This window comes from Lysinibacillus sp. GW823-FHT02G10 (assembly GCF_058797135.1).
The window spans coordinates 1,571,792-1,586,226 of the sequence record NZ_JBXAJI010000001.1 but is presented as its reverse complement, the minus strand read 5'-3'; the positions used below and the strand labels follow the sequence as shown (position 1 = coordinate 1,586,226).

Here is a 14,435-nt window from a genome sequence, read left to right as displayed (position 1 = left end):
CTCACTCTCTTTCGTTTATGGTTGTTAAGTGAACGTAGCCAGGACGATTCCATTTTCGTTGTACCTCAACACCATTTTGAGGATGACGCTTTTTATAGCGTGGGTTTGTGCGAGGAAGTGGTGATTTACCTTTTGCTTTTAGCACTTCTACTCGTACTTTTGTTTGTTTATAAGCTGGTGTTGACGTATTCACATCTGCTGCAGGGCCAGTTAGGAAGTTGATGGCTGAATCTTTGCTAACAGAGTTCATTGGTAAGAATAATTCGTTTCCTTGTACGCGATCTGTAACAAGAGCATTTAGCTTCAAGGCACCATATGGAGACACTAAACGAAGTAGGGCTCCATCTGCAATGCCTCGTTCTTTCGCCAATTCTGGTGATACTTCAACGAAAATTTCAGGTACTTTCGATTGAATACCTTTCGATTTATTTGTTAGATTTCCTTCATGGAAGTGTTCAAGCATACGGCCATTATTAATATGACAATCGTATTGTGCTTCAAACTCAACAGGCTGCACCCAATCATTTAAAGCAAAACGAGCTTTCTTATCAGGGAAGTTAAAGCCATCTTCATATAATAATGGTGTATCTTTACCATCATGGCTACCCCAACAGAAGCTTCCCCAGCCTTCAAGAACATCATAGTTGGCTTGTGAGAAGAGGGGAGACAGGCTCGCCATTTCATCAAAAATGTCGCTTGGGTGATCATAATGCCAATCTGCCCCTAAACGACGAGCAACCGCTTGCAATATTTCCCAATCTGCTTTCGACTCACCAAGTGTTGGTAATACTTGATACAGGCGTTGAACACGACGTTCCGTATTCGTAAATGTACCTTCTTTTTCAAGCGAAGGTGCAGCAGGTAAAATCACATCTGCATATTGTGCTGTGCGTGATAGGAAACAATCTTGGACAACGAAAAAGTCAAGCTGTGAAAGCACCTCATCTACATGGTTGGCATTACAGTCAACAAGTGCCATATCTTCGCCCACTAAATACATCGCTTTCATTTTCCCTTCCATGATCGCATCTAACATTTGCATATTATTTCGACCAGGATGTGGTTGAATAGGGACACCATAGGCTTTTTCGAATTTTGCACGTGCCTCGTCATCTGTGACTCTTTGATAGCCTGGTAATAGATTTGGAAGTGTCCCCATATCGCAGGCACCTTGCACATTGTTATGGCCGCGAAGTGGGTAGGCACCAGCACCTGGACGACGATAGTTCCCAGTTGCTAAAAGTAAATTTGAAATCGCTGCGGATGTATAGGAGCCACCAGTATTTTGTGTTACACCCATGCCCCAAAGAACACATGTACCATCTGCATCACGAATCATTTCAGCTACTTCGATCAATGTTTCCTTACTAATACCAGTCATTTCTTGTGCATAATCAAGTGTATAGGTTGCAAGTACTTGTTTAAAATCATCATAATGAAGGACGTTTTCTTGAATAAACGCTTCATCATGCCAACCTTGATCAATGATATATTTGGTAACAGCCATTAACCAAACTTGGTCAGTACCTTGCTTTGGACGCATAAAGATGTCGGAACGCTCTGCCATTTCATGCTTACGAATATCAGCAACAATTAATTTCTGACCATGTAATTTATGTGCACGTTTCACACGTGTTGCTAAAACAGGATGTCCCTCAGCTGGATTAGCCCCAACAATAATGACAAGTCCAGCCTTAGCAATATCTTTTATCGTACCAGCATCTCCTCCCATGCCAACTGTACGTAATAAACCATCAGTTGCAGGAGATTGGCAATAACGAGAACAATTATCGACATCGTTTGTGCCAAATAATTGACGGGCCATTTTTTGAATTAAGTAATTCTCTTCATTTGTAATTTTAGAAGAGGAGATAAAGCCAACAGATCCTGGACCATATTGTTGTTGAATGCCACCTAGTTTTGTTGCAATTAAATCAAGTGCTTCATCCCACGATGATTCCACAAACTCATTATTTTTACGAATGAGTGGTTTTGTAATACGTTCCTCAGAATTGATAAAATCCCAGCCGAATTTCCCTTTGACACATGTAGAAATCGCATTTACTGGACCATCGGAAGGCTGTACTTTTAAAATTTTACGACCCTTTGTCCAAACTTCGAACGAGCAGCCTACACCACAGAAAGTACATACTGTTTTTGTTTTTTTGGTGCGCTTACTACGCATGGCTGCTTCCACTTCAGAAACGGCAAAAATACCGCTATAGCCTGGTTCAACTTCCTTAATCAAACTGATCATCGGATCTAACATATCCTGTTTGAGGCCAGTCATAAATCCAGCCTCTCCAAGCATGGATTTTTCCATTAAGGCATTACATGGACATACGGTTACGCATTGACCACAACTTACACAGGAAGAATCATTGATAGCAACGCCCGTATCCCAAATGACACGTGGTCTTTCTGCTTCCCAATCAAGGGACAATGTTTCATTTACCTGTAGATTTTGACAAACCTCTACGCACTGACCACAAGCGATACATTGGTTAGGATCATATCGATAAAACGGATGTGACATATCTACTTCATGAGGTTCCACTTTTGGCTGGTAGGGATATTTTTGATGCTCGATTTCCATCATTTCGGCAGTGTTGTGTAAAGCACAATTGCCATTGTTGTTATCACAAACTGTACAATACAGTAAATGATTTTCGAGTAGACGGTCCATCGCTTCTGTTTGTGCCGCTTTTGCTTTGTCAGAAGTTAGGAATACATTCATGCCGTCTACTGCCTTTGTAGAGCAGGAACGAACTAATTGGCCATTCACTTCCACGATACATGTATCACATGTTTCAATGGGGTCAACAGCGGGCACATGACAAATCTGTGGATGCGGAATGTCATGTTGATTAATGGTATCAAGGATTGTAGCTCCTTCTTTTACTTCATACGGTACGCCATTAATATTAATTTGAGTCAAGGTAACTTCCTCCTTTTGCACTTTGAGACGAATCGAATAACATGGTACAGCTTAAGACAAAAGGGAATAACAAATCGAGTTGGTGATTGTTGAAAAGATTGTCTTGTTATCATTGTAATTCCCAATGGTTCTTGAAGCTACCTCAAAATAGGTAAATTGCTAGATCATAACATGTTATCCATGTCTCGGTTTTGAAAAAATAAAAAAATCCACCATGAAATTACATGTCCGAGACATGCTAATAATTCATGGTGGATAAAATTCTTAGCAGGTCTTGCTAAAAACTCAATCTACTTTTATTTTTTAATTACAATAGAATTCAACTATTAAAAACACTATGCAACATCGTAACATAGGGTTCAAAATAAATTAATTCCATTTGTGATATGAATATTATAGCCCTTTCCTTCAAAATGAACAATATTTATCATAAAATTTATTAAATGAGAATTATTATCAAAAAGTATTTTCTCTTTTATTTTTTTAAAAGTTGCTATATCATTAACAAACTGTAAGGGTGACCTACATAACCATTTGCCTAAAAAAGTTTAATTATGATGGGAGAATCGTTGCTATGTCTAAAAAAATCCACGAATTTAATGACATGATTCGAAAGTTAAGAAAGGAAGTATTTGGTAAAGGTCCTGAACGTATTCATACCGTTTTTGTCGAGAATATGGCTGTATCTACCTTATACGGAAATATCACTCCGACAGAAAAATTTATTGCCAGTACACCAGAAGGGCTGAAAATGGTGCATGCTGCAAGGACGAGTATGATTCAAGATTTATATAGACAATCGCCACCAGAGGGTATGGAAGAATTGATGGGCAGCAAATTACTTCACTTATTTTCAGATATTAAAATTGAAGAGGATTTTGCGATTTCCGTCTTTGTTTTTGAAAAGCATATCAGTGAATAAAGGGGATGCCTTATGGATCGAGCAATGACAAGAAAAATTGTGCGTGTTGAAGGACAACGAGTGACAGAAATGGTTGATTTAATTGTTTCAGAATACGCTGTTACCGTAAAAATTAATCAGCAAGAATTTGTCACGATGGTCTGTACACCAGAGTATGTAGAAGATATGGTTATTGGCTACTTAGCTTCTGAACGAGTGATTCGTAGTTTTGAGGATATTGAGGAAATTTGGCACCAAGAGAAAGAGGGTTTTGTGCATATTAAAACAAAGCATATTAATCCTTATTACCAACAGACGCAAAACAAGCGCTATATTACGTCTTGCTGTGGGATGAGTCGACAAGGCTTTGTGTTTACGAACGATGCATTAGTAGCGAAAAAAATGGATCAAGTCCATGTGCAAATAACGACCGAAGATTGCTTCCGTTTAATGCATGCGATGCAGGATAGTGCCGATATTTTTAAGAAAACGGGTGGCGTGCATAATGCTGCACTATGTGATGTAAATGGCATCGTCCTAAGTCGCATGGATATTGGACGTCATAATGCATTGGATAAAATTTACGGCTATTGCCTACGCAACAACATCCGTATGGAAGATAAAATTATCGTCTTTAGCGGACGAATATCATCGGAGATTTTACTAAAGGTTTCCAAAATAGGCTGTGCCATCGTGCTGTCTAAATCAGCACCCACAGAATTAGCATTGCAATTAGCAGAGCAGCTTGGTATTACGACGGTTGGCTTTATTCGGCAACAGACATTGAATATTTATACACATCCACAACGCATCCTTTTACCAGCTAATGAATTGAAAGAAGGAGATTAGATGACGAATCTACAAGACCAATTACACAGACCGTTAAGAGATTTAAGAATATCCGTGACAGATCGTTGTAATTTTCGCTGTCGCTATTGTATGCCAGCAGAAGTATTTGGTCCAGATTACGCATTTTTACCGTCTGATAAAATATTAAGTTTTGATGAAATTGAACGATTAGTAAAAATCTTTGTTTCATTGGGCGTGAAAAAAATACGGATTACAGGTGGGGAACCCTTACTACGTCGTGATTTGCCCGAATTAATTGCCCGTATTCACCGCATAAAAGGTGTAGAAGATATTGCTTTAACAACCAATGGTTCGTTATTAAAAAAATACGCACACTCATTGGCACAGGCAGGCTTAGCCCGAGTTTCTGTTAGTTTAGACTCGCTTGATGATGAGCGTTTTTTCGAGATGAATGGTCATAGAGGCAAGGTATTGCCAGTGTTAGAGGGAATTGAAAAGGCTGCAGAAGCGGGCTTACAAGTAAAAATTAATATGGTTGTTCAAAAAGGGAAAAACGAACAAGATATTGTTACCATGGCGCAGTTTTTTAAAGAAAAACAGCATATTCTACGCTTTATTGAATATATGGATGTAGGGAATTCGAACGGCTGGCGTTTGGATGATGTGGTGTCCAAAAAAGAGATTATTGAGCAAATCCATCGGTTTACGCCGTTACAACCAGTAGCGCCCAATTATAAAGGAGAGGTGGCAACGCGTTATCAGTATCAAGATGCTCAAGGTGAGATTGGTGTAATTTCATCTGTAACGGATTCATTTTGCTCCAATTGCTCACGTGCTCGTCTCTCTGCAGAAGGTTCATTATACACTTGTTTATTTGCAACAGAAGGCACGGATTTAAGGGAATTGTTACGTTCAGGGCAAGATGATGCTGCCATCATCAAGTGCATAACGAACGTTTGGGAAACAAGAAATGATCGTTATTCAGATGAACGCAATGAACAAACGATGGCAAAAAGGAAAACGTCAAAAATTGAAATGTCTCATATTGGGGGGTAGCGTGTAAAAAACAGAAAAAAATCGGCACAATAATGCCGAATTTTTTCTGTTTATTTATGCACAAAAGTGCCACTTTTCCCACCTGTTTTTTCAACAAGGTAAGTTTCTTTGATGACCATCGTCTTATCAACGGCTTTGCACATATCATAAAAAGTTAGTGCTGCGACAGACACAGCAGTGAGAGCTTCCATTTCAACACCCGTTTTTCCACTGCATTTAACAGTGGCTTGAATATGGAGCTCATAGCCATTCTCTGCTTTTTCATAGTCAAACTGGAAATCCGTACCCTGTAGCATGATGGGATGGCACATGGGAATGATATCAGCTGTTTTTTTAGCTCCCATTATCCCTGCAATTTGCGCAACTTGCGTCGGATCACCTTTTTTAATGCCACCTTGTTGGATGGCTTCATAGACCGCATCGGATAAAAGAATCGTACTGCGCGCAATGGCTGTACGTGTTGTGATTTCTTTTGCGGAGATATCGACCATTTTAGGACGACCTTCTTCGTTCCAGTGTGTAAAATTATTCATTATTAAACTCCTTTTTACTTGTTTGTGACCAGTCTTGTTGTGCGTTGATATTGATAAATATTGAGCTATTGTCATCAAAAGGGACATAACAAACACGAAGTTGCTCTAAAAGCACTTTCATACTCCGTTTATTTTGTGCCGTTAATTGTGTCGCCTTTGGTAAAGCAGTACGTCGATATAATGCAGCTAATGGCTGATCGCGTAGTGCTTGCGTCGGAACAATGGCATCATAAGTGTCATCAATCAAACCTACCATTTTTTGGATAAATTCTGCATTCATATAAGGCATATCGCTTGCTACGACAAAAAACCAATCCACATCAGGATAGGCTGTCATGATATGATGCAAAGCAAAAAGAGGGCCTTGATGTGGCTGCTTTTCAATAACCCACTGGACATTTTCCTGTCCAAACTGATGTTGTAAGTGCGCATTTGTAGCGATAATAAGAGGATCCAGCTGATTTTTTTGCAGGGCTATGAGACTATGTTTATATAATGGCTGTCCAGCAAACATCTCAAACATTTTTGGCTGTCCATAGCGAGAGGATTGACCGCCAGCTAACACTATACCTGCAATTTTCATACGCGCTTCAACTCACCGACAAAATGTTGGACTGTAGGTACTATGAGCTTCGTCATAGCTAAAGTCACCGCATTTGTAGAGCCGGGTAAAACATAAATGGCTGTTTGCTGAAGACTTCCAGCGGTGGCACGACTAAACATCGCCTTTGGGCCAATTTCTTCATAGCTGAGCATTCGAAATAATTCACCAAACCCCATCATTTCTTTTTCAAACAGAGGCAGAATGGTGTCATAGGTTTGGTCTCTTGGTGTAAATCCTGTTCCACCCGTAACGATAATGGTATTAATTGTTGGATCGCTGCACCAATTTTTAACATAATGAGCGATATCGAGCGGTTCATCCTTTGTTAGTTGGTAGTCTATAACTTCAAATGCAGCTTCCTGTAGTAAGGACTGAATACGCTGACCAGCATGATCATCTGCCTTTGTGCGTGTATCACTGACCGTTAAAATGGCAACTTGAATTGGTTGCTGCTGATGTGTGGGATGCACAGTAAGACCTCCTTCAAATGCGTTTTTGCTAAAAAACATTGCTTTTATTATAATGCTATAAATAAAAAGGTCAAACGAAAATTCATAGAAAGAAAGGCCACATACGTATGCAAAATAGATATTCTAGACAACAATTATTTCACCCTATCGGACAAACTGGGCAACAATCCCTTCAGCAAAAACACGTCCTTATTATAGGTGCGGGGGCATTGGGGAGTGCTAGTGCAGAAGCGCTTGTGCGAGCAGGTATTGGCAGGCTGACACTCATTGATCGTGATTATGTAGAGTGGAGTAATTTACAAAGACAGCAATTATATACAGAGCTAGATGCACAAGAAAAAATGCCCAAAGTTATCGCAGCTAAAAAGCGTCTCCAACAAATAAACACAGAGGTAGAAATTCATGTCGGCATTATGGATGCTTGCACAGAGACCTTGCTACCATTACTAGAAGATGTTGATGTGATGGTCGATGCGACCGATAATTTTGATGTTCGTTTTGTCATGAATGACCTTGCGCAAAAATATCGTATTCCTTGGGTATATGGCTCTTGTGTTGGTAGTTATGGTGCGACTTACACGGTTGTACCAGGTAAAACGCCTTGTTTGCATTGTTTATTAAAGGTGATGCCCCATACAGGGATGACTTGTGATACCGTTGGCATTATTAGTCCAGCAGTTCAAATTGTTGCTGCTTATCAGGTGGCAGAGGTTTTCAAGCTGCTTGTTGGAGATGACAAAGCCTTACGAAAAAGCTACTTAACGTTTGATGTTTGGCACAATCAACACTATGAAATCAATGTGGAGAAAATAAGGCAAGGTGATTGTCCATCTTGTGGCGACAAGCCGACCTATCCTTACCTATCCTATGAAAATCAAACGAAATTACAGATCCTTTGTGGCCGAGACGCGGTACAAATTCGACCACCAAAGCCCATTTACTATTCGCTTGATCAGCTGGCAAATCAGCTCCGTTCCCACGGAGAAGTCCAGGTTAATCCTTATTTGCTATCTTGCCAAGCGGACGATTACCGAATCGTTATTTTCCAAGATGGGCGAGTTGTGATACATGGTATACAAGATATACAGAAAGCCAAAAGCATTTATTATCGTTTATTAGGTTAAGGGAGTGTACCAAATGGTAGAAAAAAGACAACCAATTCCTGTGGCAGAAGCCGTTCATCGTGTAATGGACTATGCCTTTCAAGCAAAAAAGGAGCATGTGTCATTAACGCAAGCACATGGACGCTTTATAGCACAAGCTATTAGAGCCGATCATGATGTACCTGCTTTTGATCGTTCACCGTATGATGGCTATGCCATTCGCTCCGTCGATAGCCAAGAGGCATCTTCACAGCATCCAGTCCGCTTTCAAGTCGTTGGAGAAATTGGCGCAGGCTATGTCTATGAAGACGTAGTTGGCGATCATCAAGCAGTCCGCATTATGACAGGGGCGCCGATACCGCAAGGTTGTGATGCAGTGGTCATGCTAGAATTAACCCAAACATTCGAAGAAAATCATCAAAAGTATATGTCGATTAAACGACCTTTTGAAGCAGGTACTAATATTTCCTATAAAGGGGAAGATGTGCAGCAAGGCGCAGTTCTCATTGAACAAGGCCAATATATTAACCCGGGTGTGATGGCCTTACTTGCTACTTTTGGCTATGAGCAAGTACCTGTTTATCGTAAAACAGTTATTGGTGTGCTTGCCACTGGTAGCGAATTACTAGAGCCAGGTGAAGCTTTACAGCCAGGTAAGATTCGCAATAGTAATGCCTATATGATGATGGCGCAAATTGAGCGTGCTGGGGCAGAAGTGAAATATTTCGGCAAGTTGAGTGATGATCTTACATTATGTATTGATCGTGTTGAAAAGGCCCTACAGGAGGTTGATATTTTAATTACAACGGGTGGCGTTTCCGTAGGTGATTATGATTATTTACCAGCTATTTATGAGGCGATTGATGCAAAGGTATTGTTTAATAAAATAGCGATGCGTCCAGGTAGTGTGACAACGGTTGCTGCTCGCAACGACAAATTATTATTTGGTCTTTCTGGTAATCCTTCAGCCTGCTATGTTGGCTTTGAGCTATTTGTACGTCCGATTATACGTTCTGCATATGGGCATACTCAACCACATTTACGCAGAGAGCAAGCTATTTTAGGGGCTGATTTTACAAAGCCCAATCCCTTTACACGCTTTGTACGAGCTCGTATCGAATATGAAAAAGGGAAGCTCGTAACTGTCCCATCTGGGTTCGATAAATCGAGTGCAGTTTCATCTTTAGCGACAGCCAATGCATTCATTGTTTTACCAGGTGGCTCTAGAGGCTATGAAAAGGGTATGCAAGTGGATGTCCTTTTGCTAGAAGATCTACAAGGAAGTGAGTGGCCTTGGGACAATATCGAAAAATCTTACAGATAGTTGGCTATCAAAATAGTGGGAAAACAACATTGATGGAGCAATTGATCAGGCAGGCTACAATGGAAGGGCTAAGGGTAGGAACCATTAAGCACCATGGACATGGTGGAGTACCGACGATCGAAACTTCCAAGGATAGTAGTCGGCATGAGCAAGCAGGTGCGGTTGTTACAGCAGTGGAGGGGGCGGGTACTTTACGTATGAGTATCCACCAAAATAGCTGGCAATTGGCTGATATACTAGCGATTTATGAGTCCCTTCCACTGGATATCATGCTAATTGAAGGGTATAAAAATGAACATTATCCGAAGGTTGTGCTGCTGCGCACTGCACAGGATCAAGTACTACTACAGCAAGTAACCAATATCCTCTGTGTGATTTATTGGCCAAGCTGTCCGCTTGATCTATCCCTTGCAATCCCTGCTTTTTCGATTTATGAAGAATCACAATATATGGAATTTTTGTTGACAGAAATGAGGGGAAAACTATGACGACAGCGTTATTTGAAGTTATCGATCAACCAATAGATGTGGAGGAAGTAAGACAAAAAGTCCTTAGTCGAAATGCTGGAGCCATCACATTATTCATCGGTACAGTGCGTGAAATGACAAATGGTAAAAAAACGATGCATTTGGAATATCAAGCCTATCCAGCAATGGCGATTAAAATGTTTGAACAGATTGCAAAGGAAATACAAGAAGAGTGGCCAGAAGCAAAAGTGGCCATCACCCATCGTGTCGGTCATTTAGCTATTTCCGATATTGCCGTAGTGATTGCTGTGTCATCACCGCATCGTAAAATAGCTTACATGGCGAATGAATATGCAATTGATCGCATAAAACAAATCGTGCCCATATGGAAAAAAGAACATTGGGAGGACGGGACAGAGTGGATTGGTGATCAATTAGAAAATGTTCCCTATCCGCAAGGGAAACCAGCCATTCAGGAGGAGGAAAACCTGTGATTAACATTTTATTATTTGCTCACCTACAGGAAGCACTAGGTGAATCAAAGCTATCAGTAGAGCTGTCAGATGTGACAGTTGCGCAGTTAAAAGAGTGGATGGAAAAGCGCTACCCTCAGCTATCATTACAACAGATCATGACAGCGGTTAATGAGGAATTTGCAACGGATACGACGATTGTCAAATCTGGCGACACAATCGCCTTTATTCCACCGATCAGTGGGGGATGAGCAAAAAGAGGTAGTTGGCTTGAGCCAACTACCTCTTTTATACTTTCAGGATATGGATACTAAGAAGTAAAAGGAAGGAAATGGCGATCATACACAGAACCCATGTCCAGGCAAGGGGCATGTTTCCAGAATCGATGGCCATATATATTGCTAGTGGTGTTGTTTGTGTTTTCCCTGGAATATTTCCCGCAAACATAAGTGTCGCTCCAAACTCACCCAAAGCTCGTGTGAAGCTTAGAATCCCACCAGAAACAAGTGCCTTTAATGCCAGGGGAATGGACACGTAAAGAAAGACCTGCCATTCATTCGCTCCATCCACACGTGCTGCATTTTCAATATCTCGATCGACAGAGGCAAAGCCAGTTTTAGCTGATTGATACATTAATGGAAAGGCAACGATTGTAGAAGCGATGACGGCCGCCCACCATGTGAACATGATAGGTTGATCGAATAGCCAGATAATGATATCTCCTAACATACTATTTTTCCCGAAAATGACGATAAGCAGGAAACCGACTACTGTAGGAGGTAATACTAATGGTAATAGCAATACCGTTTCTAGCACTAGTTTACCTTTGAAATCATGGGTTGCCATCCATTTACCCATTAAAATACCTGCTATAATAGCGATGATCCCTGCAACAAAAGCAATTTCGATCGAAAGCCTAAGTGGAGACCAAAAATCGGTACTCATCTTTTATTGAGCCCCTTTAAATCCATACTTTTCAAAGACATCCATAGCTTCATCACTTTGTAAGAAGTGATAAAAATCCTCCGCCTCTTGTGCATGTTTACTAGCTTTTAGAACACCTACAGGATAAATAATCGGTGCGTGCATAGCATCATCGGCAGTTGCCACGACATTGACCTTATCAGAGACAAGGGCATCTGTTTTATAGACCATTCCCGCATCCACATTTTCTGTTTCTGTATAAGTAAGTACTTGACGTACATCTTTTGTATACACTACTTTTGATTCGAGTGAATCCCACAGTTGCATATTTTTTAATGTGTCCACACCATACTGCCCGGCAGGAACCGTTTCGGGCGTACCGAGTGCAATTTTTCCTGCTTGTTGTAAATCTTCAAAGGATTGAATTTGCTTTTCATTGCTTTTAGGCACGATTAATACTAAATCATTGGCTAAAAGATCCGTTCTTAGCTTTTGATCGATCATTTCTTTCTCTACAAGCGCATCAAATTTATCCTTTGCTGCTGAAAAGAAAAGGTCTGCAGGAGCCCCTTGTAAAATTTGTTGCTGTAAAGCACCTGAACCTCCAAAGTTATAGAGGATTTTGATTGTATCGTGTTGTTGTTCATAAGTTGTTTTCAGTTCTTCTAAGGCATCCTGTAGACTAGCTGCCGCAGAAATTGTTAGTTCAACTGGTTCGTTTGTTGCCGCCTCTTGGTTACCACAGGCTGCTAATAGTCCGACTAGTACTAACATTGTCGCAAATAAACGATAATATTTTTTCACGATGAGTATACTCCTTTTATAACTCGTTATAACAAGACATAACTAATTATAATCAGATATAAATAAAAAAGAAAGTTAGTAAGGGTAGAAAATGTCAAGATGTTCATAAGGCTATAAATACGTTACCATGTAAAATAGAGGCTTATAGGAGGAGAACTTTTACATGTCACAAGAACAATCCTATACGATTGAAGAGGTTGCACAATTATTAAAGGTTTCAAAATTAACAATTTATGATTTAGTGAAAAAGGGTGATTTGCCAGTTTTCCGCGTAGGACGGCAAATGCGGGTAGATCGTGCTGACTTGCAGACCTATATACAAAAACGAAAAACAGGTAGTATGCCAGCTGTGGCACAGGCTTCCATAGCCACTCCTACTAAAAATCATGCGAAAATTATAGTGAGTGGGCAAGATTTAGTATTAGATATTTTAGCAAAATATATCGAGAAACGACGATCTACGAAAGTATTACGCTCACATGAAGGTAGTTTTAATGGTGTAATGGCGTTGTATCACGGAGATTGTGATATTGCGAGTTTACATATGTTTGATGGGGATACAGGAGATTATAATACTCCTTATGTAAAAAAAATCTTTGTCAGCCATGCCTTTGTTCTCATCAATGTTGTATCACGTAAAGCAGGTTTCTATGTTCAAAAGGGGAATCCGTTGGAAATACGCACATTTGAAGATTTCCAAACAAAGACATTCACATTCATCAACCGTGAGAAAGGCTCAGGTGCTCGTACTCTGTTAGATGAGCAATTGCGTATTCACGGTATCGCTCCATCCACGATTGCAGGCTATACCCATGAAGAAATGAGCCACCTCGATGTCGCCTCTGCAGTCGCCAATGGACGTGCAGATGTTGGGATTGGCATTGAAAAAATTGCCAAGCTTATTCAGGTCGATTTTATACCAATGGTCACTGAACGTTACGATATTGTGTTATTAAAAACACCAGAAAATCAACTGCTCATCGATATGGTGAAGGAGATTTTAAATACACCTGATTTCCAATCTGAAGTAGCTGCATTAGGAGATTATGACATCTCTTTAATGGGTCAAGTCATGTATGAAACGCTATAATCAAAAATTCATATTGAGTTTAATAAAAAAATCAATTACAATTCTAACTAGGAAATTTTATGGTCGTTGTGTCAATTAGTATGGCACAGCAGCTATATTCTTTTAGGATACATGGTGAGATGGATAAATTAGTAGGTACTACTGCTAGGATATTAGCCCACCATAAAATAGCTTGCGTACTCAATGCGCAACTATTTTATGGTGGGCTTTTTTGTATAGTAAAAAGGAGATGGATGATGTGACATGGTCAGTATTACATATCATTGGCATTATTGCCTACGCCATTAGTGGAGCATTTGTTGCGTTACAGGCCAACTATTCTTTTATTGGCATATTTGTGCTTGGTCTGACAACGTCTTATGGTGGTTCCATTATCCGCAATGTTGTATTGGATATCCCTGTGTCAGATATATGGGAACGGCAATCCTTATTAGTCGTTTTAGTCACGCTGACGACCATTTTATTTGTCAAAAGGAACTGGATTCATCATTGGAACCGCTGGGGCTATTTCTTTGATTCAATTGGCCTAGCTTCTTTCGCAATACAAGGCGGATTGTTAGCAAAAAGCTTACATCACGACCTAGGTATCATTATTATAGCGTCGATGTTTACTGGTGTTGGTGGAGGGATGGTTCGAGATTTGTTAGCTGGTAGAACACCGCTTGCATTAAGAGAAGAAATCCATGCTGTTCTCACATTTGTATGTGCCCTTTGTATATGGTTAGGGTGGGACAGCCCGCTTGAATTGTCAGTCATTGTTATTTTTATAGTAGTGATTCGCATGTTATCGGTGAATAATAAATTAAAATGGAAGCCTCCTTTTAAACATTCCTATAAGAATGCAGAGGAAAAATAGGTTGATTGTCGAAATGAACTGCTCCGTAAAAATTTGACTCCAATCTAACTTTTTTTGGGTCTGCTCATTTTGAAAAGTAAAA

The 14,435-nt window shown here is 40.1% G+C and carries 16 protein-coding genes; 10 read left to right on the top strand and 6 right to left on the bottom strand.

Going from position 1 to position 14,435, the window contains the following annotated elements; all coding sequences use genetic code 11:
* Position 1: 1 nt before the first annotated feature.
* Positions 2 to 2,938: a formate dehydrogenase subunit alpha gene (gene fdhF, locus AC1RFD_RS08330; protein ID WP_492474811.1), complete on the bottom strand. Its 2,937-nt coding sequence runs from the start codon at positions 2,936 to 2,938 to the stop codon at positions 2 to 4.
* A 574-nt stretch (positions 2,939 to 3,512) separates the two neighbouring features.
* On the opposite strand from fdhF, the gene AC1RFD_RS08325 reads away from it, so the two are divergent.
* Genes AC1RFD_RS08325 through moaA form a run of 3 tightly spaced genes read left to right on the top strand, consistent with a single transcriptional unit; the run spans position 3,513 to position 5,705 of the window.
* Positions 3,513 to 3,860: a Na-translocating system protein MpsC family protein gene (locus tag AC1RFD_RS08325; RefSeq protein WP_004230595.1), complete on the top strand. Its 348-nt coding sequence runs from the start codon at positions 3,513 to 3,515 to the stop codon at positions 3,858 to 3,860.
* 12 nt (positions 3,861 to 3,872) lie between these two features.
* Positions 3,873 to 4,688 carry a formate dehydrogenase accessory sulfurtransferase FdhD gene (gene fdhD / locus AC1RFD_RS08320; RefSeq protein ID WP_004230594.1) on the top strand — a complete coding sequence of 272 codons (816 nt, stop codon included), beginning with the start codon at positions 3,873 to 3,875 and terminating at the stop codon, positions 4,686 to 4,688.
* Positions 4,689 to 5,705 (top strand): GTP 3',8-cyclase MoaA, encoded by a 1,017-nt coding sequence (gene moaA, locus AC1RFD_RS08315; protein WP_054550427.1) that lies wholly within the window; start codon positions 4,689 to 4,691, stop codon positions 5,703 to 5,705. It begins immediately after the preceding gene.
* Positions 5,706 to 5,755: 50 nt separating this feature from the next.
* Here the strand turns inward: moaA and moaC are convergent, their stop codons facing one another.
* Genes moaC through AC1RFD_RS08300 form a run of 3 tightly spaced genes read right to left on the bottom strand, consistent with a single transcriptional unit; the run spans position 5,756 to position 7,312 of the window.
* Positions 5,756 to 6,238 carry a cyclic pyranopterin monophosphate synthase MoaC gene (moaC, locus tag AC1RFD_RS08310; RefSeq protein ID WP_048392450.1) on the bottom strand — a complete coding sequence of 161 codons (483 nt, stop codon included), beginning with the start codon at positions 6,236 to 6,238 and terminating at the stop codon, positions 5,756 to 5,758.
* Complete coding sequence (gene mobA / locus AC1RFD_RS08305; RefSeq protein WP_492474810.1) at positions 6,231 to 6,821, bottom strand: molybdenum cofactor guanylyltransferase; 591 nt, start codon at positions 6,819 to 6,821, stop codon at positions 6,231 to 6,233. Before mobA ends, moaC begins: the two co-directional genes overlap by 8 nt.
* Complete coding sequence (locus AC1RFD_RS08300; protein ID WP_115673315.1) at positions 6,818 to 7,312, bottom strand: MogA/MoaB family molybdenum cofactor biosynthesis protein; 495 nt, start codon at positions 7,310 to 7,312, stop codon at positions 6,818 to 6,820. The genes mobA and AC1RFD_RS08300 overlap by 4 nt, the downstream gene beginning before the upstream one ends.
* A gap of 107 nt (positions 7,313 to 7,419) precedes the next feature.
* On the opposite strand from AC1RFD_RS08300, the gene AC1RFD_RS08295 reads away from it, so the two are divergent.
* The 5 genes from AC1RFD_RS08295 to moaD are packed head-to-tail and all read left to right on the top strand — an operon-like array spanning position 7,420 to position 10,930.
* Positions 7,420 to 8,436, top strand: coding sequence for a thiazole biosynthesis adenylyltransferase ThiF (locus tag AC1RFD_RS08295; RefSeq protein ID WP_288584813.1), 1,017 nt, complete (start codon positions 7,420 to 7,422; stop codon positions 8,434 to 8,436).
* A 13-nt stretch (positions 8,437 to 8,449) separates the two neighbouring features.
* Positions 8,450 to 9,739, top strand: coding sequence for a molybdopterin molybdotransferase MoeA (locus AC1RFD_RS08290; protein ID WP_492474809.1), 1,290 nt, complete (start codon positions 8,450 to 8,452; stop codon positions 9,737 to 9,739).
* A complete protein-coding gene (gene mobB, locus AC1RFD_RS08285; RefSeq protein WP_112118438.1) occupies positions 9,709 to 10,227 on the top strand; it encodes a molybdopterin-guanine dinucleotide biosynthesis protein B in 519 nt (172 codons plus the stop codon). The genes AC1RFD_RS08290 and mobB overlap by 31 nt, the downstream gene beginning before the upstream one ends.
* Positions 10,224 to 10,700 carry a molybdenum cofactor biosynthesis protein MoaE gene (locus AC1RFD_RS08280; protein WP_048392456.1) on the top strand — a complete coding sequence of 159 codons (477 nt, stop codon included), beginning with the start codon at positions 10,224 to 10,226 and terminating at the stop codon, positions 10,698 to 10,700. The genes mobB and AC1RFD_RS08280 overlap by 4 nt, the downstream gene beginning before the upstream one ends.
* Positions 10,697 to 10,930, top strand: a complete 234-nt coding sequence (moaD, locus tag AC1RFD_RS08275) for a molybdopterin converting factor subunit 1 (protein ID WP_004230585.1) — start codon at positions 10,697 to 10,699, stop codon at positions 10,928 to 10,930. Before AC1RFD_RS08280 ends, moaD begins: the two co-directional genes overlap by 4 nt.
* A gap of 37 nt (positions 10,931 to 10,967) precedes the next feature.
* Here moaD and modB read toward each other — a convergent pair whose 3' ends face one another.
* The gene (modB, locus tag AC1RFD_RS08270; RefSeq protein WP_103118319.1) at positions 10,968 to 11,624 is read right to left on the bottom strand and encodes a molybdate ABC transporter permease subunit; all 657 of its coding nucleotides are present in this window, start codon (positions 11,622 to 11,624) and stop codon (positions 10,968 to 10,970) included.
* Between the two features lie 3 nt (positions 11,625 to 11,627).
* Positions 11,628 to 12,407, bottom strand: a complete 780-nt coding sequence (modA, locus tag AC1RFD_RS08265; RefSeq protein ID WP_349724922.1) for a molybdate ABC transporter substrate-binding protein — start codon at positions 12,405 to 12,407, stop codon at positions 11,628 to 11,630.
* 163 nt (positions 12,408 to 12,570) lie between these two features.
* Between modA and AC1RFD_RS08260 the strand changes: the two genes are divergently transcribed.
* Both AC1RFD_RS08260 and AC1RFD_RS08255 read left to right on the top strand, forming a co-directional pair.
* Entirely contained in the window at positions 12,571 to 13,497 is a 927-nt protein-coding gene (locus tag AC1RFD_RS08260) for a substrate-binding domain-containing protein (RefSeq protein WP_112118442.1), read from the top strand.
* A 229-nt stretch (positions 13,498 to 13,726) separates the two neighbouring features.
* Positions 13,727 to 14,353 carry a trimeric intracellular cation channel family protein gene (locus AC1RFD_RS08255; protein ID WP_233732807.1) on the top strand — a complete coding sequence of 209 codons (627 nt, stop codon included), beginning with the start codon at positions 13,727 to 13,729 and terminating at the stop codon, positions 14,351 to 14,353.
* Positions 14,354 to 14,435 lie beyond the last annotated feature (82 nt).